This window comes from Pseudoalteromonas sp. MMG024, assembly GCF_021654175.1.
Lineage (GTDB): Bacteria > Pseudomonadota > Gammaproteobacteria > Enterobacterales > Alteromonadaceae > Pseudoalteromonas.
In genome coordinates, this window is the sequence record NZ_JAKFZO010000009.1 from 110041 (window position 1) to 136570 (window position 26530).

Consider the following 26530-nt stretch of genomic DNA (forward strand, 5'->3'; position numbering starts at 1 on the left):
TAATATGCAAGATATACTCATAATATCTGGCGTTTACAATACATTAGGTCGTGATTAATCCTATTTTCAACTCTTTTACTCGTAAACTTTGCCTTTATGTTTAAGCCACCCGTGAGTATGTTTATTGCGCGGATCTTTGTGTGTCCAGTGCATCACACCACCTTTTTTAGTCCACTCATATTCACCGTAAAACTCTACCTTATCACCCATTTTTAAGTTCGAAATACGCGGCGCTAAATCAATATTATGTGCAACGAGGAGCGTTTGCTTACTTGCCAAACCCAAAATAAATTTTTGGTGTCTTGAGCCATTATTATCATCAGGCAAAACACGTAGCACAGTGCCTGAACCTTTAACTTGAATATCACTTTGCTGATTTTTATATGCGTCACTGAGCTGACGATCATTTGCGTGTAGGTTAATAGCGGTTAAGAAAAAACCAACTAATAAAAGGGCAGTGAAGTGTTTCATTTTCAATCCTTTGAGTTACTACTAGAAAGAGTGATTATAAAATTAATATGCTTTTTGACGAAGCCTGTTTATTGGCCTTAGCGTTTCAAAAATCCAGAAATTACATTTAAAGTTTAATTTTCAACAACAAGGTAATTTACTAAAAATGACACATTATTGGTGGTTTTGGCAAACCATTTAAAACTGTAAAGGGCATTTACACCTCCCCTTAGTACTTTATAACTTACTCACTTTGCTCAAAATTTAATTCAAGTTCTGCCTTCTCAATGAGTTCTTTAGGCAGTTCTTTTTGTACAGCTACACCTAATTCTTTAAATTCAGCAGCTTGTTTAATTAAGTTACCTTTGCCAGAGTAAAGCTGTGCAAATGCGCGATCGTAACCTTCTTTTGCTTTATCAAGAGTTTTACCAACGCCTTGCATACTGGTTAAAAAGCCATTTAACTTAGTATAAAAACGTTCTGCACGCTGCGCCAGTTCAGCACTATGTTTACTTTGCTCTTCAAAACGCCATAATTGGCGCACAATATTCATGCTCGTTAAGAGGGTCGTTGGCGTAGCCACTAAAATATTCTTTTCGATAGCACGTTGATAAAGATCAGGTTGGTATTTCAATGCTTCAACATAAGCCGATTCAATTGGCATAAATAAAATCACCACCTCAGGTGAATTTAAGCCTGGTAGTTTGTCATATCCTTTACTTGCAAGCTCCTCGATGCGCGCATTTACGGCCATTACATGTTGTTTTAATGCTTGCTCTGCAATCAGTTCATTCTCTGCATTTACATATTGAGTGTAGGCGTTCAACGACGTTTTAGCGTCAATGACCAAGTGACGCTTTTGTGGTAAAAATACCACCACATCAGGCCGGTAATTTCCTTCCAACGCTTTAACATGAAATTCGCGTTGGTAATCGTCACCAACGCGAAGTCCGGCACTTTCTAGTACATTCTCTAGCATTAATTCGCCCCAATTTCCTTGGGTTTTCTTTTGTCCTTGTAATGCAGTTGTAAGTTGTTCGGCCTGTGAAGTAATGGCTTGATTCAATTTTTGCAAATGCACGAGTTCTGTTTTTAGTTCTGAGCGCTGTTTTAATTCTTCGCTATGAATGGTTTCAACTTTTTGTTTAAAGCCTCTGAGCTCTTCTTGCATTGGCCTTAGTAAATTAGACACGCTCTCTTGGTTTAACGATTTAAACGCTTGTCCTTTTTCTTCAAATATTTGATTAGCAAGCAATGAAAATTCTTTTTTAAGTTCAGTTTTAGCATCTTGTAAACTCGCTAATTGCTGCTGATAGCTGTGTTCACGCTCAGTAAGACGTGTTTGCAATGCACTGTACTTAATACGCAGTTGATTGGTGCGTTCTTGCTCTTGTTGCCAGTTGGTAAAATTTTGGTCTGAGGTTTTTGCAAGGTCCGCCAATTTTTCTTCTAACCCTGCTTTTTCTTGTAAATACTGGGCTTGTAGCAATGCAGTTTTGTTTTTAGAACGACCTACAGTCACCAAAATAGTCACTAAAAACACCACAAAAAGACATAAAAACGCTGTGGTCACTATTTCAGGTTGGTTTAACAAGGCTTGCATAAGCGATTCCTATTTGAAAAGACGTGATTAGTATACCTTTTTTGCCATTTATGCCGCACACAAATCAATTATTTACATCACTACCTGTAAAACTTTTTTACACCCACATTGCCATTGAGTAAGTAAAAAAGTGGTTTATTGGCTAGTAAAAAAGTGATCTGTAAACATCTTTTACAGGTCAAAAATTGGTCTATTTATTTTTAAATAAAAGTTGGCTTTAATAACCTTAAGAAAACGAATTGAATGATAAAAAGGCTTTATTATGAATACATTAGATAATTTTTTAAGCGCACAAAACGGCTATAAAAAACTCCTAAATGTCGAGCGACAGTTAATCAAAAGCGCGGTAAAAGAGTATCAAATTTCAGAGTTAGTAAAACAATGTTCCGAAGCGAGAACAGCCCGAAATCAGCAGCTTTTAGCCTTATTGCAGAGTAACGCTCTGGGTGCAGTTACTTTTGTTGGTATATTAATGATCCCATATTTAACACTTATGGCTTTTTAATATGCGTTTAGAACTAATTAACCCGAGTTAAGGTTAATTAATGTATGGTGCAAGCAGTTTTCGGCATTCAGGGTCGATCACGATTTGCTGTTGCTCAGCGGCCGCTTGGTAAATATCCAGTCGTAAATGTTGTAGCAAATACCTTAATAAAGCGGCGCGAGTTTTAAGTGCTAACTTTTGCTCTGTCATTTGGTAATCGTGTGCAATCACCTTTTTTTGCAACTCAGTTAAACGGTGATCCGGACACACCACGAGCGTAACTTCAGTTTGCCACAGCGTATCATGCGCTTCATCAAACGTAGCTTCTCCCTCAAAAGCGAATTCCCCAGAAAAACGCGACAAAACAAAATCGCGATAGTCTTGGTTTTTCTCGCAAAATGCACGTACATGATAACGTGTACCGTCAAATACTAAGCTGTGGGGCTGAATAATTCGGTCTTCAAACTCAGGGCTCGAAAGTGAAATGTAGCCGATATCTAAACGTAATTGATAACGGATTGCTTGCAGGATAGGCCTGACCAATTGCGGGCTTATATTGCGGTGTACCTGCGGTAATGTTTCAACAAGCGATGTCACTGCGTGCTCGCCTTGAGTATTAAAAAGCGCGTGATAGCTTGAGAATTCTAAATCAATAAATTGCGGCGTAAAATCGACATTGGCAATATGTGCACGTTGCTGGCTCACAAACTCAAATCCGCTTGGATTAAGCTGCTTGTATTCTGAAATGTATTTTTGTGCCGTGGGGCGGCTCGTTTCAAAGTAATCCATAAGTTGGCGAGCATTTAGCTTACCTTCCCATAATAAAAGCGCTTCAATTACTTGATAGCGTTTTATATCTTCCCAGCGCATTGTGTATGCCTTTGATGACGCAATTTTTATTGTTTGAAACTATTTTGACCAAATAAAATGAAAAAAGCCAGCCACATTGTTTAATGGGGCTGGCCAAAAATTACTAACTTAGTAATCAACGGGAAATCATTTAATCCAGGGATGGATTGAGACAACAACAGCAAAGTCAACATGTCATCTGTAGTAATAGACTTACCGTTTTTAGTTAAGTTCAAATTTATTTAAAAAAATTACGATCCAATTAATTGCAGCAGATCTTGTTCACTAAAATCAGAAAAACCGTGGCTATTGCTATCGAAAAAGCGCTCGGCTAATGCGGCTTTTTCTTGCTGCATGCGCTGTACTTTTTCTTCAATACTGTTTTGGCAAATCAGTTTATAAACAAAAACAGGTTTATCTTGGCCAATACGATAAGCGCGATCGGTTGCTTGGCGCTCAACCGCAGGATTCCACCAAGGATCGTAGTGAATAACGGTATCGGCAGCGGTTAAATTAAGCCCTGTACCACCGGCTTTTAAGCTAATTAAAAACACGCTCACATCGCCTTGCTGAAACTTATCAATGGCTTTTTGACGGTGGCGAGTTTGGCCTGTTAGTAGGCTGTAATCAATGCCAATTTCGCTAAGCTTTTGTTCAATAAGCGACAGCATGCTGGTGAATTGGCTGAAAATAATGACTTTTCGCCCTTCTTTTAACATTTCAGGCAGTGTATTAGCTAAATAGTTTAATTTAGCGCTGTTAATTGCTTCGTCTGGATCGGTAGACTTACTGATTAATCGCGGATCGCAGCATATTTGCCTAAGTTTTAATAACGACTCTAAAAACAGTAATTTACTAGCTTGTTGCTCACCGGCTTCAAAGATCGATTTAACTTTTGATTCAATTTGTTCACTGACTTTTTGATACAGTGATTTTTGGCTATCACACAGTTCAATCACTTTTACCATTTCCGACTTAGCTGGAAGTTCTTTAGCAACTTCCGCTTTCGTTCGACGTAGTACATATCCGGCAATAATGTCGTTTAATTGCTCGGCGCGATATGCATTATTCTCTTTTTCAATGGGTTGTTGGAAATGATTTTTAAAGTACGCGGTGCTGCCAAGTAATCCCGGCATAGCAAAGTCAAATAACGATTTAAGCTCCGATAAATTGTTTTCTACCGGTGTGCCGCTTAAGCACAAGTGAAAATCACCTTTCAATGACTTAGCAAAGCGCGATACTTTTGATTGATAGTTTTTAATGGTTTGCGCTTCATCCAAAATAATATTGCCAAAGTGCATCTGTAAATAATGTTCATGATCGCGCAATAGCAATGGGAAGCTGGTGATAACCACATCGGCCGTCGCCGCTTTAGTTAACAGCTTTTTACGATTCGCGCCTTGAACGGCAACCAGCTTTAAATCAGGTGTAAACTTTTCAGCTTCAAGCAGCCAGTTGTTTACCAAACTGGTTGGGCAAATAATTAAACTAGGCAAAGTACTGCGTTTTGCTTCTTTTTGGCTAAGTAAGAAGCTAAGTACCTGAATCGTCTTACCTAAGCCCATATCATCAGCCAAAATACCGCCTAGACCGTGTTTCTCTAAAAACTGTAGCCAAGCTAGACCTTTTAACTGATAGTCGCGTAGCGTGGCGTTTAGGCCGTTTGGTAAGCTTGCCGTAAGACTGCTCTCACTGTGCTCTAGATAAAACAATTCTGATAGTTGCTTATCTTCGATGATAAACATTGCACTATCGCACACACGCAGCAATGTAAGCGCCGATAATGGCAAGGTAAAACGCTTAGGCCAGCGTTTTTCACCATAATACTGATCAATCACCTGTTTTAGGTTTAGCGCATCGCTGCGGCTTACCACAAGCCAACGGTCTTGGTGATAATTTATGTAATAACCTTTGTTAGCTTTGTTATTGATTAACGCCGCTTTTTCTCTCAGCAAATTAAAATCAAGTACTAGCTGATCAACAGAGAAATTAACATCAAGTTGCAGTTTGTTATTTGCAACACGCGATAAATTGGCAACTAACTTTGCCTCTGACGGCATGTGTAACTTTTTAGTCGGCTCACTTACTTTCCACAAATGGCTCTTTAGTTCATCGCATACTTCATTGATAAACCAGTGCCATTGCACTTGGTTTTCATTGGCCGGCGGAAAACGAAAATATCGCATATTAGCTTCGCTAGAAACAAGCTCTAAGCCATAGTTGTTAAGCTGATTAATACACGTGTTTTCAAACGCGCCATTGTGCACTGCCGTTTTGTAATTAAAACTAAGCGCCAGTGTTGGCAGTTCGTCCACTAATTCAAAACGCAGGCAAGGCTGTGGGGTGGTTGATTGGCTGTCGCTGTCAACCAAATACGGCACAAAGCCAAAACCGTACAAACCGTTAAGTTTATCCTGCGCTTGGGCGTAGCTGCTTTTTTCAACCGCGGGCATGGTCAGTAATAAGCTCATTTCATCACTGGCAAGACTGGTATCTATTTCACCAACTTGTTTTGTTTCTAAATCAACAAAATAAGGTGGTGTGGTCGGCACTAATACCCAATTTTGGTGAGTATTAATGCTTAATTTAAGCTCAGCACCCAGGTCGTTTTCTTGCCAATCTATAGCCAGAGGCTCTTTATGAATTAAGCTAAGCGGAGTGCGCTCATCGCCCCAATAACAGCGCTTAGTTTCAACGAGTTTCGCCAGTGCCAACGCGCCCCATTCACCATGTAGCGTTAGTTTACCTAACGTATTTTGCGATCGGATCCAACTAAATAGTCGAAAGTCTTTTTCATCGAGATCTTTTGGTGTGACCTGCGAGCTCAGTTGTTTGGCCGTAAGTGCGCGACCTAATCCGTACTGACTTTCGCTACGCGGGGCTATTTTAGGCAATAACACGATGTCGTCGCCATTTTTCTCTAAACTAAATAACAGCACATTGGGCGCGTGCTTTTCAGATTTTGATTTAAGCGATTCTAACCGCGTAAACCAGTCATGCAGTAAGTAATTTTTGCCAAATTCACCCGAGTGCTCGGTTTTTAATGATAAGAATACTGCGGCAATATGTTCGCATTTTTGCCCTAAACGACACGAACACGATGTGGTTACTTTAGGTTGGCCATTAAGTTGTTTGATGGTTGCTTGTGGGTAGAAAGTTTCGCCTTCTTGGTTAGCCACTTCGCCATTGATTGATTTAAAGCCTTCGTTGGCTTCACGCCATAAGACAAGGTCATGACTAAGGTAGTCTTTCGCTTTATTGAACACAGCAGGCTTAAAGAAACGTTTTAAGAATGACTCAGTTAGTGGAAAACTGGCCAGCTCCTCGTTTTTTATTTCATCAAATAAGGCGAGTAAATCGTTTTTTGACAAGCGCTGTGACATATCGGGGCTATAAAAAATCAATAATTCTGCCAGTATATGGCTATTTAGCTTGCGGGCAAAGCGAATTCTGGCGATTTATGACGAATTTATGATATCGATTAGCGAATGGTTAAAAATTGACATTAAAAAGCGCGCCTACAGGGCTGTAAACACGCTTTTAGTGTAAGTGACTACTCGATATTACGAGTCGTACTTGGTTAACGTTAGCAACTAACCTAGTTAAAGTTAGTAAGTAGCTTAGTTAATTGCTCCAAGCGTTTGTCGGTTAGCACGCGATTATCAATTTTAATCACGACATCACCGCTCTTTTCGTGTTTTTGCGCGCTAATATAGCTATTACCCATATCGATATTTTGACGAGCGCTTGATTTAACTGGCTCTGCGTACGTTAATTCACGAGTAATTGCTAGAGCTGTTTTATCATCAGTATCAAGTGCTAGCTCAGCTAAACGCTGTTTAACATCTGCCACTTTTTCTGCAAATTGTTGCGGATCTTTTTCACGGGCATCAATTAACTTCTTTGCGACTTCGCGGCCTACATGGTTTGCAGTAGGGTAAAGCGATAATACTTCTTGTGGCAGTTTTTCATAGGCTTTCAATGCATCTGCAATCGCAGTGTGCGAAACACCTTCAATTTCAGCCAGTTCACGGTAAGAGCCTTTACGCCCTTCAACAATTAGATCGTGTTTTGTTTGTGCGTAAGCTTGGCCTAGTTCCCATAAACTTGGCGCAATATACTGATCAGATGACACCGCTAAAATTTTTGCATCTTCATCTGTAAAATCTGGCGAACTGAGTACCAGATAATCACTGCCAGAGATCATACAAGCTTTACGACGACGCGATCCTGCAAGTACCACTTCTTGTTCACCTTGCTGCCAACAAAGGGCTGGGTGTTGGTTGCGGCCATCACTTTTGATGCTTGTAATAATGTCAGCTACTGACTTTTCGTTCAGTAACGCTTGAACACGGCGGTTTTTACCATAAACGTCTGTACTTTTTGCAATATCTGCATTTTTGATCAGTTTGCAGTACAGTTTAATTTCACTGTTAGGATCCGATGGTGCAGGCATGGTGATCTGATCACCGGCTTGTGCGTTTTCTAATAAAGCGTCTAAACTGCTCGACTCCACTGTTGTTGCAAATGGATCGATGCGAGTATCATTTTTACGTTTCTTTGCCATTGTAAAACCTAAATTAAGCTGTTTCTAACTGACATTGTGTTGACGACCAGTTTGAACGGATCAACATTTCTAGTTCATCAACCACATCTTTGATGTTTTCTTGTGATTTTATTAAAGACTCGCGACTGGCGAGACTGTCAGATGTTTTTTGATCGAAAATTGTATTGAAAGACGATGAACTTGCGGTAATGGCAGAGCTATGATTAATCGGATAACTCATCACCTGACGGCCAAACGCACTGCGTACATCTTTAACAATATCGCGCTGTGAGTGATTGCCTTTAACATAGTTAGTTACCAAGAACTGCATAAAGTCCCAACCGTTATGACCCAATGCCGCAACCGTATGATAAATTTCACCTAAACGCTTTAAGTACTTGTTGTTAGCGTCAAAATCTACCGCTTCTGGATGAACCGGTATTAACATCGATGTGGATGCCATTAATGCGTTGTAAAACATAAAGTTAAGCGATGGTGCTGTGTCGATCAGAATAATATCGAATTGATCTTCAACGGGCTTAATCACTTTATCGAGCAACTTATGGTAATGCTGAGACTCTTCATACCCTTTGCCTTCTTTTAGCTCTGTTGCAGTTTCGTGCTCAAAGTAGAAGTCGTCCATACCTGACGGTAAAAAGCGAATATTGGGAATATGCGTTGGCGCAAATGCACTTGATACTACATCAGACCATGTTTCACCTTCTTCAAGATCAATACAATCACGCATCAGATCGCCAACCGTAATTGGCTCAGGCTCTGCTGGTGGAAAGAAGCTTGTAGAGGATCCTTGTGGGTCAAGATCAATAATACCTATGCGGTAGCGTTTAATATTTGTTGTTGCTAATGCAGCAGCAATATTAACGAGACTTGTGGTTTTACCACAGCCACCTTTTAAGGAGTTAACAACAATAACCTGTAATTTATCACCTTTAGCGCGATTATCTGCAGGAATACCTAAGATATCGGCCATTTGATAAATATTACTTAGTGTATAAGCATAATGACCATTTGCCCCTTTCTTAATATCAAGGTGGTCAAAATCGCCTTGGTCATGACGACGTTTAAGCGTGCGGTTGTTACATCCTAATAAGTCCGCAGCTGCTTTTTGCGTATACGTTCTTAATTCTTTGTCATCTGCCTTAATATGAGCGCGATAATGTTGAATACGCCCTTCAAGAGATTCCTCAGCTACTTTTGCAGTGGCCTTTAATAGCTTATAGGTACTTAACGCATTTTGAGTGATTGTCATAGCTAAACCTTAACACTTACGTGTAATATGCAAATGTCCATTAAATTTGCTGTTTTCACTATTCTATGACGACATCGTTTTAATTGAAAGAAAAAAATACTGTTTTATTGCGTTATAATTTTACTTAAAGAATAAGAAATAAGTTTAAAGGTGGTTAAATACTAAGGTATTTAAGGTTAGAGCTGTGAATAGTTGATCTAACTGTTTGTAAAACATCATTTTATTATTTTTTTTCGGATCGACTTTATACTTGGTAAAGATCCGTTTTATATCTACAGCGAGATCAGCCTTTTACTGACTGATTTTTATATTCACCGTTAATGTACAGTTTATGCACAGCACAATTCACAAAAAAGGCCGTTTAGATCAGCTTTATACTAAGATAACGCTTTGTAATTGTGCAGTTTTTTAAGGAATTACTTAGATCGTGTTAATTAAGATCGGATCCTAACCTGGTTGAGATCAGATCCCTACTAATTCGATCTTGAGTTATCCACATTTTAAATTTTGAGTGCCCATTTTTACTGGCTCAGAACCGATTTTTACCAACTCTGGGCCCGTTTCTCTAAAAAAAACGCTATTTATACTAATAAATCGTGCTTTGAGTTGGTAAAATATCGTTCTGAAAACGATTTGTTAGTAAAAAAGTGATCCCAGTACGTCAAAACTTGATTTGTCTGTGTGTTTTTTACACGAAACAGCCATGTTTATTTCGTTTTATATATTTTTAGTTGGTAAAAATTTGATCTGAGCAAAAAAAACGAGGCCAGATCACAATTTTACTAACTAATTTAATTAACTTTAGTAATGATCTGTGATGATATTAACAGATAATAAAAATTTAGATGGGAACTTGAATGTCTAACAAAGTAAATATCTCGGTTGAGAATTTGCCGGATACCTTACGTGGGCAGATCCATGGCGTTGAAAGCGCTATTGATAATGAAAATTTGGCATTGTTTACCGATAATAAAGATGTTCGTGTTCCTATTGAAAACGCTCGCCACGATCTTCGCGCGTACTCAAACACTTTTAATCATTATGATCTTTGGGGCCGTTTTGTGCGATCAGGTCATAAAAAACTGCCGGTTGAAGAAGCGCCGGGCAGAACGATTGTTACTCGACGTATCTCTGAACGCATTGATGGCATTCAATATGAAGGCGAACTAAAAATTACGCCAGCAGTTGTTAGTACCAAGCAGCAGGGTGAAGAAAAAGAGTTTTTAGTCTGGCCATCTGATCGCGAAGAAAAAGTAGAGCGTGCCCTTATCCGCCTTGCTTCAAAAGGCAAAATTGTAAAAATTAACTTTAAATCGGGTATTCAATACGCGGTTGTATTCTCTATGAATGAGCTGGCACAAGAACTTAAAAGTGTTGGCCAGTCAATGCCTTACCCTCAAATTAAAGAGGCGTTAGAGGCGCTGCAAGGCTCTAAACTGAGCTTTAAATATTCAGCGAAAGATACCAAAAATACTGATGTTGATGACTCGTTTTATGAGTCGAATATGAACTTTTTATCGTCGTTACATTTTAGTGGTAAAAAAGGTCAGGGCGGTAATATTAAGTGTGTTGCTTGTCTTAATGCCTTCGTTCACAACATGATCGATAATCTTGAATACAAAGGCTATTACTTTAACCGAGCACAAGAGCTTAAACGTGGTTTATCTCGTTGGATGATGCTACGTCTTTATCATTTGTGGCGTTATGCTGCTCCAGGGAAAACACATCACTTCCGTTTATTGTCGATTATGGAAAAGTACGGATCAATTACAGGTGATGAAGAAATTACCGAGAACAAACTTAAAGCCTTGCGTCGTGATATGACGACAACAATGAAAGATTTGATCAGTAAAGGGGTTATTTCAGACTACACCATTGATAATGTTAAAGATGATAAGTCTGGCAAAATTGTTGATTACGTCTATGAAATGTTCCCAACAGATGATTTCTGTGAAGAAATGCTGAGCCTGAACAAGCAGAAGAAACGCTTGGAAATTCAAAGCGGTAAACGCATCGCTGATGATGCTATTGTCATTGACAACGAAGAAGATATTGTACAAATCGTTGAAGATTAAACGCTTTTAAGGTGTTTCTAAGAAAAGTCGCTCAATTAGGTAGCGACTTTTTTTTGCGCGTGTATCTGGCTTTTTAGCATAATTTGTAAGCTTGCCAACTTTTGTAACCTTTTCAGCGTTAAATAAAATAAACGGTAGCGCTGCACTAACATGATAGCGATCGCGGGCGCTAAACCGCACGTTTACTTGGGGTGACACCCGAATAGGGCGACGAATACGTAGCTTTTTATTTTCACTTAAACCCACTATCCGTTGTTTTTCTTGTTCAACCATAGCTTGCCATGTTGCTTTATCTTGCGTGATTATTGGTTTATGGCTTTGGTTTTGCTGTAAAAAGGTAAGTGCCTGTTTTGCGCTTAAGTGTTGAATCGAATGTTTATGCATCCAAGTAAATCGCACTGAATATGCGCTGCGGCTTTCACAAAAGATCTGACGATAAAACGCTAGGGTGATCAAGTTGGGAATTATGCTGTGAACCAGTTCAAAACGGGCGTCTTTGTTTTTTTCTGATAATACAATTTGCTTAAAATTCTGTTTTTCTTGATTAATTGCGCTAATAAGTGATCGGATTTCGGGAGCATCCCCTTTAATACCAATCACCCCAGGATGGCGAGTAAGTAATTTTCCGCTTAATTCGGGCTGTTTAAATACATCTTTAAATGCCGAGCAACTTTTATTGAGCGCATCTAATCCCTCAAAAGGAGTGACGGGAATTTCAGTGGGAGGACGGTGGTTTTCCGCCTCTTTGACTTTTGGCAGTTGATAATAATGACAAAATGCGAGATCTGAATTAACTAACGCGTGTTGTAATTGTTCAATCAGTTGAGTGCACTTATCAAAGTGGCTGCGCAGTAAAAAACGTTTATTCATTCTTTGATCTCTAGCGATACTGAGTGTTTGATGGTATTTACTGTTGCCGACAAGCACAAGCTTTATGCGCCATTTTCTGATATAAACGCAGTATTACCAATCAGTTAAATTGTTTCATGCGCAAACACGCTATTTTTACGTACGGTGTTGGGTTTATTGCTATTTTATTGAGCCTTTTTATTGGGCTCAATGGCGGTAAAACCATTCTGCCCTGGCAGCTAAGCGAAATCGATAAAGTGATTTTATTTGATTTACGTTTAGCAAAAATTATTACTGCCATAACGGTAGGGACCTGTTTGGCGATTGCCGGGCATTTGTTCCAGCTACTGTTAGCTAACCCGCTTGCTGAACCCAGTTTACTTGGCATTTCAGGTATCGCATCGCTTGCTGTTATCTTAGGTGCGGCGGGGCTGATATCAAGTGCCTTTGATTTTAGTGTGTTCTACATGTTTTTATTTGCCTTATGCGGTGCAGCATTGGCAATAAGCGTGATCTTTTTGATCGCGAAAAAGCTCGGAAATTATGCCAGTCTCGCAATTATCTTGGCAGGTATTTGTATCACCACAATTACATCAGCGATTTCTAGTTGGTTTATTTTTTATTCAGATAACGACCAGTTACGTATTTTTAGTATATGGATGCTCGGTAGCTTTGAACATGTCACCATGACCAGCGCACTGGTAACACTTGCAGCAACCGGTGTAATTGTTTCTTTATTAAAGCGTCGTAGTCGCGCACTTAATTTTGTCTATCTCGGTGATAGAAACGCACAATTGCATGGTATCGACGTAAAACGCTTGCGTTTAGAGTGCTTGTCGGTTGCTGCTTTATTAACGGCGATTGCGGTATCGCTAGGCGGAATTGTGGCGTTTTTAGGCTTGTTGGTTCCTCATGCGTGCCGTATGATTTTCGGAAATGATAACAAGCATTTAATCACTAAACTGTGTTTCGTTGGCGCTACGACTATGGTGTTTATCGAGTTTTTATCTCGTTCATTAATGAGTACTAACTTACCTTTAGCGCTTGTTAGTGCAACACTTGGTGGTCCTTTGTTTATTTGGGTGCTGTTTAAACACTTTGCACACAGGAACCATATGTAATGACAGCGTCTATCAGTTTAAAAATAAGTGATTTATTGTTAAACCCGTTTAATGGCTTTACGGTTCAGGTATCTGAGTTGTCGTTAAGCCCTGGTTTTTATCACTTATTAGGTGCAAATGGGGCGGGAAAATCAACCTTACTTGATTGTATTGCGGGCCTCTATAGCGAGGTTTATGATGCGATTACTATTTCTGGAAGCGTTTATTCATCGTTGTCGCTGCAACAATTAGCGCAAAAACGGGCGTACTTAACTCAGCAAAACCAAGCACATTTTTCAATTACCGGTTATGAAATGCTGGCAATTTGTTTTGATAGCGAGATTGATAGTTTAAAAGTACTACTTGAAAACAATGCGGTAGTACGAGGCTTAGAAGTGGCCGGTTTACTTGAAAAACCATTGCAGTTTTTATCCGGCGGTGAACGACAGCGCTGTTATCTCACAGCTACCTTGCTTGGCTGCGATGAAAAATTAAAGCCTCAGGCCAACTTATTATTGTTGGATGAGCCTTTCACCGGGTTGGATATTAAACATACTTTATGGTTAATTGATTATTTAGAACATATTAGCAGTCGAATTTGTGTTTTATCTTCTCATCATGAGGTTAATTTCGCCTTAAAATCGCAAAATCCTTGTTTATTAATGAAAAAAGGTTCGCTAATAGGCGAGTTTAAAGCAGGTCGTGATATTAAAATTTCGAATCTTATTGACTGTTTTGGCCTTAATTCATCGCAAATAAGTTATGAAAATAATGCTTATTACCAAATATCATGGAACTAAACAAATTATCACTTGAAATTTAATTTTAGCCCTGTAAATTCGGAACTGAGGTTATATTGGAATGAGGAAAAATGTAGTGAAACCTTGGAGCCCGAATAGCTGGAGAGATCTCCCTATTCAACAACAGCCAAATTACAGAGATGCTGAACAATTATCAAACGTAGAAGCACAGTTAAATTCAGCACCACCACTGGTGTTTGCAGAAGAAACTCGTAGTTTATTTAAGTACCTTGAAAATGTGTGTGAAGGTAAAGCTTTCTTACTACAAGGTGGTGACTGCGCAGAGAGCTTTTCAGAGTTTAACGCAGCGAGCATTCGCGATACGTTTAAAACCCTTATGCAAATGGCGGTTGTTTTAACTTACGGCGGTAAATGCCCTGTAGTAAAAATTGCACGCATGGCTGGTCAATACGCTAAACCGCGTTCAGCTGATCTTGAAACGATTGATGGCGTTAGCCTACCGTCTTATCGCGGTGATATCGTTAATAGTTTTGAATTTACAGAAGATGCACGTATCCCTGATCCGCAGCGTTTAATGCAGGCGTATCATCACAGCGCGGCAACATTAAACTTATTACGTGCATTTGCTCAAGGTGGCTTAGCAGATTTACACCAGGTAAATCGTTGGAACATGAGCTTTGTTGCGGCAAACCCACTTAAAAACAAATACCAAGAGCTTGCAGATCGCATTCAAGATGCACTGCAGTTTATGGAAGTGTGCGGTATTACATCAGGTAACTCTGCAAATATTCGCGAAACTGAATTGTTTACATCGCACGAAGCGCTACTGCTTGGTTATGAAGAAGCATTAACACGTCGCGATCACTTATCGGGTGATTGGTACGACTGTTCTGCGCACTTCGTATGGATTGGTGAGCGCACACGTCAGTTAGATCACGCTCATATTGAGTTCTTCCGTGGCATTAAAAACCCAATCGGTGTGAAAGTGGGCCCTGGCATGGATCCTGACGATCTTATTCGTTTAATTGATGCAGTAAACCCAGATAACATCCCTGGTCGCCTAACGCTTATTACGCGCATGGGTGCGGACGTATTACCTGAAAAACTACCTGCGTTGGTACGTAAAGTACAACAAGAAGGCCGCAAGGTGATTTGGAGCTCAGATCCAATGCACGGCAATACTGAAAAAGCCAGCAATGGTTATAAAACGCGTAGCTTTGATAATATTATGCGTGAAATCAGCCAGTTCTTTGCGGTTCATAAAGCTGAAGGTTCATACCCAGGTGGTATTCACCTAGAAATGACAGGCCAGCACGTAACGGAATGTACCGGTGGTGCATATGGTTTATGTGAAGAAGACTTAGCACAGCGTTATCGCACTCAGTGTGATCCGCGTCTAAACGCCGATCAGGTACTTGAGCTTGGTTTCTTAGTGGCTGATTTATTAAAAGACGCTCGCAAATAAGCGGTGTTTTTTATCACCATAGAAATACATTAAAGGCCTAAATATGGGCCTTTTTTTATGGCTAAATGGATCGATTTTATATTCATTATCGTTTAATTTTATTTACGCAGTTAGGCTTATTTACGCTAAGCTTAACGGTAGGTTGTTAATATTTATCGCTTTTGTTGTTTTGAGTTATCGATGGTAAGGAGATTGGAGGCATTTTGATACGGATTTTACTGCTTACATTGAGTTTGCTTACGTTTTCAGCGTTTGCGGAGCAAAACAGCTTGCGTTACAACATGTCTGGTTCTAACAACTGGGTGCCTTACTACATGCCCGATAAAGCAACGCCAGGCATTCTTGGCGAGCTTATTCCGCTTATTTTAGCTGAAGCAAAAATCGAAGGCGTACAGCTTAATTTACCGCCCAAGCGAACCAACCAAGCATTATTAGAAGGCAAACTCGACTTTGATACTGTGTGTGCTGAATGGTTTCCAAACCAAAAGGTCGGCCCTGAATTTGTGTTATCAAAGCCCTTGTTTACCGTAAAAGAATATTTTGTTGGTTTAAAAGATACGGATAAAACTGCGCACCTAAATCACGACAACATCGGCACCGTACTCGGTTACTATTACTACGATGATAGCTTGTTTAATCGCATTGATTTCAAATCAGAAAGGGAATTGGTGTTAGCACTTAAAAAAGCGCGTGTTTCGCGCATTCTTATTGGCGATTTAACGGCGAGTTATTGGGGTAAACGTTACGATGTAAATCTCGATTTCCAAAAGCTACATACTGAAGGGCTACTAAGATTACGCCTCAATAAACAAAAGCAGCATTTGTTACCAAAACTTAATGCTGCTATTGATGCGCTTACAGAGCGTGGTGTGATAGCGCGTATTGTATCAAAATACACCCGCCTTTATTCGACTAACCTTAACTAGTGACTAGGATACCCAAATAACACGCTAAGTTTTGCTCGCAGGGTTTTAGCTTGCTTTAACTGCCTGCTTAAAACACCTAATTGCTTAAAGTTCGCGCTCAGAGGGTTGTCTTTTGGTAATTCACCAACAATGCCATATTTAATGGTAATTGCCTTATCTTCTGGTGCAAATGTGCCAAATAGTTTATCCCAAATAATTAATACACCAGCGTAATTTTTATCGATGTACGGCCTGTTAGTGGCGTGGTGAATACGATGATGGGTTGGTGTGTTAAATACCTTTTCAAACCAGCCTAAATTACCTATCACTTGAGTATGAACAAAAAACTGATATGCCAGATTAATTGCTACAATCGCGAACACTAAACTCGGTGAAAAGCCGATTAAAATCATCGGCAACCAGAATAGCCACATGCCAACAATCGGATATAAAATGCTTTGTCTAAATGCCGTAGTAAAATTCATATGCGTTGAACTGTGATGCACTACATGAGCCAGCCAAAACCAATGAATGTTGTGGGATGCACGATGAAACCAGTAGTACAAAAAGTCCTGTAAAATAAAACCAAATAACAAGGATGTGAAGGTAAGTTTAATGTCGAATAGAGCATACTGGTGTAGCCATAAAAATATTGGCATTAACAACAGCAATATCACTGCATCTGAAGCTTGGTGTAACAGCGCCAGCAAGGTGTTATTAATGCTGTCTTTTATATTGTAGTGTTGTCGCGCTTTCTTAAACTCCAACGCGACACAAATAATAAAAACGGGGCTCAACCCCAATAAAATAAGTTCAACTGGGATCATAAAATGCTCCTAATTTATCAAGACAATTGCGAATGTCGTTGGCCAAAATGCGGCGCAATAAAACACTAGGTAAATACCAAGGTGAATTGCATTGTATGGTGTAAGTTATGGTTGTGTGCTCGCCATGTGGTAGCAAGGTAATAACGCCCAAATGATCTTTCACAGGAAAGTTATTTAATACGCGATAACGGATCTCACGTTCACTGGCATGGATAATTTCTTCTAAAAACGTAATACCCAACAGGCTTATTTGCCTTACGCAGCCTTTTCCACCTATTGGCTCGTTATCATCTTGTGGCTTTACAATCTTGAACGACGCATTGAAAAACTGATTAAGGTTTTCGTGATCGATCAACTTAGTAAAAATTTGATCTGGCGTGGCCTGTATTGTTTTTTGATATTGAACAGAAATCATAAAAAATGACGCTAATGAACACCTGTTAGCAGCATAATTTGACTTTAGCTGTTTATCTTGCGCTAATACGTCATAGTTTTTGTTATTTTACGACAATATTATGGCATCGGTTTCAATTGCGTATTTGCAAAGCGTTTTACACTACTTACATGATTTAGGCATAGATCCACCAGCGCATAACGCAAACATTGCGCTGAGTAATAGCGATAGCGCGCACCAAGTAACAATGGAGCGTTATGTTGATTTGCTCAATTGCGGCGCGCTTTTAAGTGAGCAAAGCTTATTCGGTTTTGAACTAGGTAAACGCATTCAAGCCAAAGATTATGGTGTACTTGGCTATTTGGTTGAAAGCTGTGAAAATTTAGAACAAGCGATAGAGGCACTTATTCGTTTTGATTCGTTAGTTGCAGATATTGGCGAAACTAAAGTGAGTCATTTAGATCAACAAGTTCAGCTAGACTGGCACGTTAAAAGTGACGATTGTAAGCAAATGGTGCTAAGAAACACCACTGCTTGGGTTGCCACTGTGCGCAAGATTCTTGGTGAACACTACCAACCTGATGAAATTACGTTTACCTTTAATTTAAGCCAAAATGAGCGGCTTACATTGCGTAATTGGTTTAATTGTAATGTGACAACAAACGCACTTAAAAACAGTATCGTTTTTTCTAAAGCGTTACTGTCAATCCCCTTTACAAGTGAAAACAAAGCAATGTTTCAGGCCTTAATACAGGTATCTGAAAAAGAGCTACAAGCACGCCAACCCAATGAAAATATAAAAGAGCAGGTGATATTGCTACTAAAAGCAAAAAGCAGCTTAAAACACTGCGATCAAAATAGGATCGCAGCAGCTTTGTTTATGAGTCCAAGAACTTTGCAGCGCAAACTAAAACAGAAAAATACTAACTTTATTGAATTATTAACAGATGAGCGAAAATCGCGAATCGATTTTTTACTAACTCAGCACACAATTGCTGAAACCGCCTACGAGCTTGGCTTTCAAGAACAATCTTCGTTTACGCATGCGTTTAGAAAGTGGTTTTCGACAACACCGCTGCGCTATCAAAAGTTACTATTGAAAAAATAATTTATGATTTTTTCGCTTTTGATAAATAAAAAAGTTTAAAAAAACGCTTTACCTCAACCCGACTTGAGCTTTTAAAGTACCTGCACAATTTTGGCAAAAGGACTTTAAACTGATGAAAAAGTTAGTGTTATTTTCAAGCGCAAATAAACAAGGCAATACAGCAAAACTAATTGAGCAAGTCGCGAAACACCATCAATTGGATGTGATCGACATCGACTCGTTACAGATTTCGCCATACAACTATCAAAATGAATACCCTGAAGACGACTTTTATGCCTTGGTCGAACGAATTTTAGCGGCTGATAAATTAATTTTTGCATCGCCTGTGTATTGGCATGCACCCACCGCCCCGATTAAACAATTGATTGATCGGATCACTGAGCTTACAGACGTACCAACACTTAAACCAAAAGCCCGTGCGTTTGCTAATAAAAAGGCCTTTGTTTTGGCCACATCGGCAAGTGATGAGCTATGCCCTATTTTTGATGGCTTTTTCGCAAAAGTGTTTAATTATTTTGATATTCAGTACACAGCGAAATTACATGTTAGTTGTCGTGACGATTTTTCGCTAGATAACACCGTATTAGCGCAATTTAACATGGCACTAAATAAATAGGAGTACACTGATGGAACAATACGTACAAGATTATTTAAATCAGCTCAATGTGGCACCACAACTGCAAGGACTAGCGCTTATATCGGCGCTTTATAAAGCGCATATAGCGATATTCCCTTTTAATAGCGCCAATGTGATTTTAAAAGAAAACTTATCACTTGAACCTGAAGCATTGTTTGACCGTGTAGTTACAAGTCGACGAGGCGGATATTGTTTTGAACACAACAAGGTATTTTACCTTGCCTTAAAAGCGCTTGGATTTACGGTTAGGCCACTTATAACACGGGTTTTACTTGATGGTAATGAGCAAAATGGCCGCTTGCACCGTGTTACTTTATTAGAGTATCAGGGGAAACAATACATTGTAGATGTGGGCTTTGGCGTGCTTAACCCGCGCTTTATTGTGCCATTAAAAAGTACATCGATTGATGCGTCAAATGGGAGGTATAGCCTTGAACAAACTGGCGAGCAAGCGTATCGCTTGGCGTTAGCGCCCAATAATGAGGAACCGATCACACTTTATCGTTTCGATTTAAGTGAATTCACCGAGATGGATTGCAATATTGGCCATTTTTATAGCTCGCAACATGAAAATGCGGCATTTGTGAATAATCTAGTGGTATCACGAATAATGGATAACGAGCGCATTTTAATTAGGAATAACCAAGTTACCTTTTTTGACGATGCACATAACCAGCAAGAGGTATTTACCATTGCCTCGGCAAACCAATTACATTCGCTACTGACAGAGCAATGTTTAGTGGAGCTAACATTTGCACAAACGCAGACCTTGTTTGAGTTTATTAATCGAGAAAGGTGATAAGACATCTAGCAAACAAAAGCGGCTTTTTAGCCGCTTTTGTTGTTTTAGGTTAACTGGCTGGCGCTTTGTCGTTAAACTAAATAATCTGAGCTAAAACCGTAAAAGTGAAAAGTGATGAAACAGAATATTGTAAATATTGCGCTGGTCGTAAAAGACTATGATGAAGCAATTGATTTTTATGTAAATAAGCTTAAGTTTGAATTGATAGAAGACACTTATCAGGCAGAACAAGATAAACGCTGGGTTGTTGTGGCACCACCAAACTCTACCGGTACGGCACTGTTATTAGCAAAGGCATCAAAACCTGAGCAGCATGCGTTTATTGGTAATCAAGCGGGTGGGCGCGTTTTTCTATTTTTGAATACCGATGATTTTTGGCGCGATTATGAGCACATGAAATCGGTAGGCGTGTCGTTTATTCGTGAGCCACAACAGCAGCCCTATGGCACCGTTGCCGTATTTGAGGACTTGTACGGAAATCGTTGGGATTTACTACAATTAAACGCTGATCACCCAATGGCAAATAGATAACGCTGATCGTCAGTCTAAAAGAGAGCGGGTAGGAGAAACGCGTATGCAGCATCAAGGTTCATGTTTATGTGGCGCAGTTAAGTATGCGGTAACCGGTAGTTTTAATGCATTTTATTTGTGCCACTGTGCGCGCTGTAAAAAGGGAACTGGTACCGCTCATGGTGCCAATTTATTTGCATTTAACGCGCAGATAGACTGGCTGCAAGGACAGGCACAGGTAAAACGTTATCAACATTTAAATACTCGACATGTTAAGAGTTTTTGCACCTATTGCGGTTCACCATTGCCAACACTCGATCCTGAATTAAATGGTGTTGTGGTCCCTGCAGGCAGTTTAGATACTGATGTGCCCATGTCTCCAAGTGCGCAAATTTTTGTTAAAAGCCGTGCGGCTTGGTTTAATGATATTGCGCACATACCGTGTTTTAACGGCTTGCCTAAATAATATTACGTAACTTGAACTTGCCGTTATAAACTACTTTTAGCGACAGAATTAGTTAATGTGTTTGCAAAGGTTTTGCGATTGCCGCTTTAATTAATTGCATCAGTTGCTTTGCTTAATAACTAGCCTAAAGGTTAAGTATCTGATCTAAATAGTATATATTTTCGTAGTAATAAGCTTAATTAAAACGGAATTTCTAAGGATTTATGACACATTTTTCAAAATGGGTAGAGCGTTTCCATAATCGCATCGGCAGCAATTCGTCTAAGTGTAACGAACTCGACGATAACGCTTGTCAGGCGCAAAACGGTAACTACCTGTTGTTTGTTGTGTCGCTGGTATTAAGCAAAATCGCCGATTCACTCGCCAGTGCTAAAGTGGTGTTGCCTTGGTTAATGGCAACCACAGGTGCGCCAATCTTTCTAACTTCACTGCTTGTGCCAATACGTGAATCGGGCGCGATGTTGCCACAAATTGTATTGGGTGCGCATATTCGCCGCCAAGCAACACGCAAGCAGTATCTTGTTTATGGCGCGGTATTACAGGCTATTGCGGTACTTGCTTTGCTGTGTGCGGCAATAAGTTTGAGTGGCATAGTGGCTGGTAGCGCCATCGTTGTTTTAACCATCCTATTTAGTTTGGCACGCGCTATTTCCTCTATCGCAAATAAAGATGTGATGGGTAAAACCATTGATAAAAGTAAACGTGGCAAATTAAGTGGTACCGCCGCCAGCATAGCGGGTGCAATTACAATTGTGTTTGGTGGTGCGTTATATCTGCGCTCAAGCGAACAAGATGGATCGATTATTTTACTTGCGCTGGCCGCTGTATGCTTTTTATTAAGTGCATTTAGTTGTGCGCTTATTAAAGAATATGATGGCGATAAGAGCGACGACAAAAGTGCGCTCGATGTTGCAAAAAATAACTTAAAACTACTTAAGCAAGATATTGGTTTTGCACGTTTTGTGTGGGTACGAAGCCTGATGATAAGCTCTGGTTTAGCGGCTCCTTACTTGGTTTTAATGGCAGAGCAGCAAGCCAGTTCTTCTTATGTTTCGCTAGCCAGTTTAATTGTACTTGGTGGTATCGCAAGCCTTATTAGTGGGCGAATCTGGGGTAAATTAGCAGACAAAAATAGTAAAGGGCTGATGGCATTTACGGCAAGTTTAAATACTATTATTTGTTTGCTTAGTGCGATGTTTATTTGGTTTGAAGTTGACAGTATTTACCCTTTCCTTGCATTGTTTTTTGTACTACTTGTGGTGCATGAAGGTGTGCGCCAAGCACGAAAAACATATTTAGTCGATATGGCGGGTGGTAATAAACGAACTGACTATGTATCGGTCAGTAATAGTTTAATTGGTGTGGTGCTGTTACTAATTGGTCTATTAAGCGGGGCATTAGCGCAGTTTTCAATTTTTGCGGTGATGCTAGCATTTGCGCTTTTTAGTGGTATTGCATTTGCGCTGAGCTTTAGTTTGAAAAATGTATCTAAGAAAGACTGATTATATGAGACTTTAAGCTACGTTACTTGCTGGATTTAAGTTGGTATTGGCGTAATAGCGAAGCTAGTTTTACTTTTCACAAAGATTCAACAGGCCTATTTATCTTTGCTCTAAGTTGATAAATAGACCTAGCTGTTTTATTCCGGTTTTTGCCCTCGGCTTGGTGTAAACGCAATAGAATACGCGTGGTTACTTACTTGGTAATTATCAATTTCAATTTTTGCTTCTTGGTCAAACGCAACAATGAGCTTTGGTTGCGCTGCAATTTCTTCGCCCGCGTCACTTACTTCTAAAATGGCCATTTCTACTTCAGCAACGTCATTATTTTCAGATACCATAAAGTTAAAATGAAATTTGTCGCTAATGTTAAATGCCGCTTTTTCGTTAAAATGTACCCACATTGTCATTTTTGAAGTGTGTGTATTTATCGCTTGATCACTCGTGCGTTCGGTCACGTTAATTTCAAAATTTACAAAAGCACCTTGCTCGCTTTTGGTGTTCGCGCTGTTTGGTGCAGCTAGGGCAAGTGTGTGCCATGTTATCAACAATAGTGCTGCTGTAACTGACATGGTATAGGTAAGTTTGTTTTTCAAAGTCATTTCTCTTTGTTCCTTGAGACGTTTTAATCGTTGAATGTTATTGTTTTTAGTTGAGGTTGCAGTGCAGTTTAAAGTGAGCTGCTGGCTTTGGTGTTGGTGTAAAATTAACTCGGCAAAATCAGCCTGATATGCTTTATAACCATAATGTTGTGCGCATTGTTCATCACACAGGGCTTCAATATAAAAGCGTGTTTGTTTGCTCAGCTTTTTAACCAGTGGATTCCACCACAACAAACTCTCCACTAAGGTTAAAATCAGCAAACGTAAGTTATCGTTACGTACTTTGTGTGTTTTTTCGTGGTTAACAATAAGCGCGATTTGGTTGGCTTGCGTGATGGTTTTTGATAGCACTATTTTACTGTTAAACACTCCCATAAGCATGCCACTTGGCACGCTTTCAGCGCGGTAAACGGGCACTGCATGTTGTTTAGATAAGGTGTCGCAATAGCTAAACGATGCACTATTAACAATGCGCGCATGTGTTTTTAACTGTCGCATCAAGCGTATGCTAAATATCATGCCACCCAACAACAAACTGCTAAGCAATAGCATTAAACTTAGTTGCTGATAATCAATAAAATGAGTGTTAAGAGGCGTTTGCTGCGTGGTTATTGTGCTGAATGTTTGCGACAGAATAATTGGATTCACTAATACATCTGCTGGTAGCAATTTAGCGAGCATCGGGTAGGGAATACACCAAGTAACAAGCGCAAATACCGATAAGCGATAGTTTGCTTTATTTGACCCATTACCAAATGCTAATAAGCCCAGCACAAGCACCGAAATGCCTATGTTTATCAGCAGGTAAAACATCATTTTTGTAAGTCCTTTTTACGTTCTTTAAGCACCGACTCTAAGTATTCAAGATCGTCCATTGAAAGTGATTCCTGCTCTAAAATATGCGCCGCTAATGGTCGGCTTTTACCGAGAAACACTTTGTTTATAAAGTCTTTAATCAGCGGCACGCTAACGCTTTGTTTTTCTGTCGTAGGTGCGTAAAAAATAGTACGTCCTTGGGTTTTGCTGCGCTTTAAACTGCCCTTTTTTTCTAGTCGATCGATGATCGTTTTAACGGTGCTGTACTTTACGTCGCGTGTATTTGCGATTTGCTTATGAATTTCAGGTGCACTGGCCTCTTTGTGGTGCCAAAAAAGTTGCATCACTTCTAGTTCAAAATTAGAAAGTGCCATCAGATTTCTCTATATCTACAAATGTAGATATACTTTATCTCTACATGTGTAGATATAGCAAGTGATTTTTTAATTGAATGTATGGATTGGCTTGTTTATTTAATTAGTGAATTGACTATTAATTACTTTATTTTTTCGTTATAGCTTTTAGCTGTGCTATTTGCTGTAGTGCAGTATCTAAATCGCTCGCAAAAAAGTGCGTCATTTCAAGTTTTTCGAAGATTTGTGTTATTTGTTGCTTAGAGATGTTTTTGCTAAAGCTTTCGGCAAGTATGGTGTTGTCTGACTGTACATTATTTTGTTTGCGCCACAAAAAATGTTGTTCAAGTCGCGCGACAACTTGTGGAATAAATACCGTTTCACAACGAAGAATCGCAATATGATGCCATGGGTTGCCGGCAAATCCATTTACTATTGCAGCTACGTCGTTATGGTAATGATCAACAGCTTCAATATTCCAAGGCCCTTTTGCATCGGCCACGATGATATTGTTGGGTAATAATGTAAGTGAGAAAGTTCCGTGTTCTAATGCCATTTTATTGGAGTTGGCTAAGTTTCATTCTATGAGTGTAATTCAAATTAACGTGAAATCTAGTTATTGACTGGGCACCAATAAAAGTGAAAGTAAAAGCGCCAATTTGGCGCTTTTTATTGTGGTGATGTTTGGTGCTTAATAAGGTTGTCACTTTTCCAATCTAAATATGCGGAATGTGACGAAGCTATTCTATCTATCAAGTTTAAACAGTTAATAAACCTTTAAGCAAAAGGCCTGGCTAGTTAATTTTTGCAGCCAAAATATTAAGTTGCCATTGCTGTGCGTTTTGATTTTTCGCAAGCGTGAGGGCCTTTTTGTAATATTGCTGAGCATTTTTGCTATCGCCGAGTTGTTCGTAAACGCCGGCAATTGCTTTTAAATAGCTAATCGATTTACCATGCTGGCTTTCACTTTCTTTTAGAATACTTAACGCAGCCTTTGGCGAATCAAAATGGCCAGCATAACTTGCTTGCTTCGCGACTAAAACTTGGCTTGATTGTGGCAAAGTATTAATTGCTGATGCGATAAACTCAGGCACGTTATCAACTAATTTATTGCGGTAGTGATAGCGCATTAAACTTTGCGCGGCACTATTGGGCATTGCTTGTTTTAGCTGCCACGAGTCTTGTAAAGCAGCGTAATGCTCGATGATTGACTGTGGCGTTTTTGTTGCAAGTTCGCGCTCATTGATGTGCCAATCTTTGAAAATCGTTTTTAAACTATTTCGTAACGCAATTAAACCTACAGAGTTATGATTTTCATCTGGATAATGGGTAAATTGCCACGTTAGATTAGCGCTAGGATTTAAGTCCAAATAATTAATGAAATCATATTGTCCCATACGGGTTTCATCGCCAAGGGCTAAGTGAAGCGAAATCTGCGTATCGATTTGTTGCTTTAATTGGTCGTTGGCTTTTTTAACGATGGCGTTATCGCCAACCCAAACAGACGGGCTAATCGCAATATAATGATTAAAGCTATTGGGCTTTTCAATTAACGTATTGAGTACAAACAGCCCGCCAATCGACTGACCCACCAAAATATGATTATTTGCTGTGCGGTAGTGCTCACTAATATAAGGTTTTACTTCTTTGGCTAAATAGGTGGCAAATTTTGTCGCATTATCGGGCGTTTTTTGCTCGTTAAAGCTAGGTGTCATATAGCTACGGTATGACTGAGTGCCTTTATCAGCAATTGCCACTAAAATCACATTTGGAATGAGTTCGCCTTTATCTGCGAGCATATCTAACATGCCAGATACTGCGTTAAAATTGTAGTCGCCATCAAGCAAGTAAATTACGGGGTAAGTCGCATTGGTGTTTGCCGCGTAGCTTTCAGGCAGTAATACTTGAATTGTTCTGTCTTCATTTAGCGTGCTAGACGCGGTAGTAATACGTTGAGCTTGTGCCTCAATGGTCGCCGTGAAAAATACGACGCATATTAAAAATAGCTGAAAAAAGCGCTTCATCTTGGTTCCTGTTTTATGTTGTTTCTATCCGTATGCTTTGGGTCTGCTGAATTTGATAAATTAACAGACCCTAGGATCATTACCTAAATTACTTTAAAGTGAAAATAATTAAGATAAAACACAGATTGAGGTCGT

At 39.5% G+C, this 26530-nt stretch carries 25 protein-coding genes; 12 read left to right on the forward strand and 13 right to left on the reverse strand.

All coding sequences use genetic code 11. The features are described 5' to 3' along the window. Positions 1–75: 75 nt before the first annotated feature. Together L1068_RS10430 and rmuC are read right to left on the reverse strand one after the other, a co-directional pair. Positions 76–471: a DUF3465 domain-containing protein gene (locus L1068_RS10430; RefSeq protein WP_237130202.1), complete on the reverse strand. Its 396-nt coding sequence runs from the start codon at positions 469–471 to the stop codon at positions 76–78. A 223-nt stretch (positions 472–694) separates the two neighbouring features. Further along, positions 695–2053, reverse strand: coding sequence for a DNA recombination protein RmuC (rmuC, locus tag L1068_RS10435; protein WP_237130203.1), 1359 nt, complete (start codon positions 2051–2053; stop codon positions 695–697). A 262-nt stretch (positions 2054–2315) separates the two neighbouring features. Between rmuC and L1068_RS10440 the strand changes: the two genes are divergently transcribed. Then, positions 2316–2558 (forward strand): hypothetical protein, encoded by a 243-nt coding sequence (locus L1068_RS10440; protein WP_237130204.1) that lies wholly within the window; start codon positions 2316–2318, stop codon positions 2556–2558. Between the two features lie 33 nt (positions 2559–2591). Here L1068_RS10440 and L1068_RS10445 read toward each other — a convergent pair whose 3' ends face one another. The 4 genes from L1068_RS10445 to L1068_RS10460 form a co-directional block, all read right to left on the reverse strand. Further along, positions 2592–3407: a WYL domain-containing protein gene (locus L1068_RS10445; protein ID WP_237130205.1), complete on the reverse strand. Its 816-nt coding sequence runs from the start codon at positions 3405–3407 to the stop codon at positions 2592–2594. Between the two features lie 230 nt (positions 3408–3637). Next, complete coding sequence (locus tag L1068_RS10450) at positions 3638–6790, reverse strand: DEAD/DEAH box helicase (RefSeq protein ID WP_237130206.1); 3153 nt, start codon at positions 6788–6790, stop codon at positions 3638–3640. A gap of 194 nt (positions 6791–6984) precedes the next feature. Next, positions 6985–7953 carry a ParB N-terminal domain-containing protein gene (locus tag L1068_RS10455; RefSeq protein ID WP_237130207.1) on the reverse strand — a complete coding sequence of 323 codons (969 nt, stop codon included), beginning with the start codon at positions 7951–7953 and terminating at the stop codon, positions 6985–6987. A 13-nt stretch (positions 7954–7966) separates the two neighbouring features. Next, a complete protein-coding gene (locus L1068_RS10460; RefSeq protein WP_237130208.1) occupies positions 7967–9202 on the reverse strand; it encodes an AAA family ATPase in 1236 nt (411 codons plus the stop codon). A gap of 857 nt (positions 9203–10059) precedes the next feature. Here L1068_RS10460 and L1068_RS10465 point away from each other — a divergent pair. Beyond that, positions 10060–11277 carry a hypothetical protein gene (locus L1068_RS10465; RefSeq protein ID WP_010558445.1) on the forward strand — a complete coding sequence of 406 codons (1218 nt, stop codon included), beginning with the start codon at positions 10060–10062 and terminating at the stop codon, positions 11275–11277. A gap of 6 nt (positions 11278–11283) precedes the next feature. On the opposite strand, the gene L1068_RS10470 is transcribed toward L1068_RS10465, so the two are convergent. After that, positions 11284–12147 (reverse strand): DNA replication terminus site-binding protein, encoded by an 864-nt coding sequence (locus L1068_RS10470; RefSeq protein ID WP_237130209.1) that lies wholly within the window; start codon positions 12145–12147, stop codon positions 11284–11286. 116 nt (positions 12148–12263) lie between these two features. Here L1068_RS10470 and L1068_RS10475 point away from each other — a divergent pair, with 116 nt between their 5' ends. The 4 genes from L1068_RS10475 (at position 12264) to L1068_RS10490 (ending at position 16378) form a co-directional block, all read left to right on the forward strand. After that, entirely contained in the window at positions 12264–13247 is a 984-nt protein-coding gene (locus tag L1068_RS10475; RefSeq protein WP_237130210.1) for an iron ABC transporter permease, read from the forward strand. Continuing rightward, complete coding sequence (locus L1068_RS10480) at positions 13247–14026, forward strand: ATP-binding cassette domain-containing protein (protein ID WP_237130211.1); 780 nt, start codon at positions 13247–13249, stop codon at positions 14024–14026. Before L1068_RS10475 ends, L1068_RS10480 begins: the two co-directional genes overlap by 1 nt. A 76-nt stretch (positions 14027–14102) precedes the next feature. Continuing rightward, the gene (locus L1068_RS10485) at positions 14103–15452 is read left to right on the forward strand and encodes a 3-deoxy-7-phosphoheptulonate synthase class II (protein WP_200911100.1); all 1350 of its coding nucleotides are present in this window, start codon (positions 14103–14105) and stop codon (positions 15450–15452) included. A gap of 203 nt (positions 15453–15655) precedes the next feature. Beyond that, positions 15656–16378 (forward strand): transporter substrate-binding domain-containing protein, encoded by a 723-nt coding sequence (locus L1068_RS10490; protein WP_237130212.1) that lies wholly within the window; start codon positions 15656–15658, stop codon positions 16376–16378. Here L1068_RS10490 and L1068_RS10495 read toward each other — a convergent pair. Together L1068_RS10495 and L1068_RS10500 are read right to left on the reverse strand one after the other, a co-directional pair. Continuing rightward, positions 16375–17184, reverse strand: a complete 810-nt coding sequence (locus L1068_RS10495; protein WP_237130213.1) for a sterol desaturase family protein — start codon at positions 17182–17184, stop codon at positions 16375–16377. The genes L1068_RS10490 and L1068_RS10495 overlap by 4 nt on opposite strands. After that, positions 17171–17599 (reverse strand): SRPBCC family protein, encoded by a 429-nt coding sequence (locus L1068_RS10500; RefSeq protein WP_237130214.1) that lies wholly within the window; start codon positions 17597–17599, stop codon positions 17171–17173. Before L1068_RS10500 ends, L1068_RS10495 begins: the two co-directional genes overlap by 14 nt. Positions 17600–17699: 100 nt before the next feature. On the opposite strand from L1068_RS10500, the gene L1068_RS10505 reads away from it, so the two are divergent. The 6 genes from L1068_RS10505 to L1068_RS10530 all read left to right on the forward strand — a co-directional run bounded on the left by L1068_RS10505 (position 17700) and on the right by L1068_RS10530 (position 22603). Beyond that, a complete protein-coding gene (locus L1068_RS10505) occupies positions 17700–18686 on the forward strand; it encodes an AraC family transcriptional regulator (protein WP_237130215.1) in 987 nt (328 codons plus the stop codon). Positions 18687–18798: 112 nt separating this feature from the next. Continuing rightward, on the forward strand, positions 18799–19302 hold the full coding sequence (locus L1068_RS10510) for an NAD(P)H-dependent oxidoreductase (RefSeq protein ID WP_237130216.1): 504 nt from the start codon (positions 18799–18801) through the stop codon (positions 19300–19302). A 10-nt stretch (positions 19303–19312) separates the two neighbouring features. Continuing rightward, entirely contained in the window at positions 19313–20122 is an 810-nt protein-coding gene (locus tag L1068_RS10515; protein WP_237130217.1) for an arylamine N-acetyltransferase, read from the forward strand. A 117-nt stretch (positions 20123–20239) separates the two neighbouring features. Then, complete coding sequence (locus L1068_RS10520) at positions 20240–20656, forward strand: VOC family protein (protein ID WP_237130218.1); 417 nt, start codon at positions 20240–20242, stop codon at positions 20654–20656. 43 nt (positions 20657–20699) lie between these two features. Further along, a complete protein-coding gene (locus tag L1068_RS10525; protein ID WP_237130219.1) occupies positions 20700–21101 on the forward strand; it encodes a GFA family protein in 402 nt (133 codons plus the stop codon). A 203-nt stretch (positions 21102–21304) separates the two neighbouring features. Further along, positions 21305–22603 (forward strand): MFS transporter, encoded by a 1299-nt coding sequence (locus tag L1068_RS10530; protein WP_237130220.1) that lies wholly within the window; start codon positions 21305–21307, stop codon positions 22601–22603. Between the two features lie 137 nt (positions 22604–22740). Here L1068_RS10530 and L1068_RS10535 read toward each other — a convergent pair whose 3' ends face one another. The 4 genes from L1068_RS10535 to L1068_RS10550 form a co-directional block, all read right to left on the reverse strand. Further along, positions 22741–24018, reverse strand: coding sequence for a M56 family metallopeptidase (locus L1068_RS10535; RefSeq protein ID WP_237130221.1), 1278 nt, complete (start codon positions 24016–24018; stop codon positions 22741–22743). After that, entirely contained in the window at positions 24015–24392 is a 378-nt protein-coding gene (locus L1068_RS10540) for a BlaI/MecI/CopY family transcriptional regulator (protein WP_237130222.1), read from the reverse strand. The genes L1068_RS10535 and L1068_RS10540 overlap by 4 nt, the downstream gene beginning before the upstream one ends. A 127-nt stretch (positions 24393–24519) precedes the next feature. Continuing rightward, on the reverse strand, positions 24520–24927 hold the full coding sequence (locus L1068_RS10545) for a hypothetical protein (RefSeq protein WP_237130223.1): 408 nt from the start codon (positions 24925–24927) through the stop codon (positions 24520–24522). A gap of 238 nt (positions 24928–25165) precedes the next feature. Then, the gene (locus L1068_RS10550; RefSeq protein WP_237130224.1) at positions 25166–26395 is read right to left on the reverse strand and encodes an alpha/beta hydrolase-fold protein; all 1230 of its coding nucleotides are present in this window, start codon (positions 26393–26395) and stop codon (positions 25166–25168) included. Positions 26396–26530: the final 135 nt, after the last annotated feature.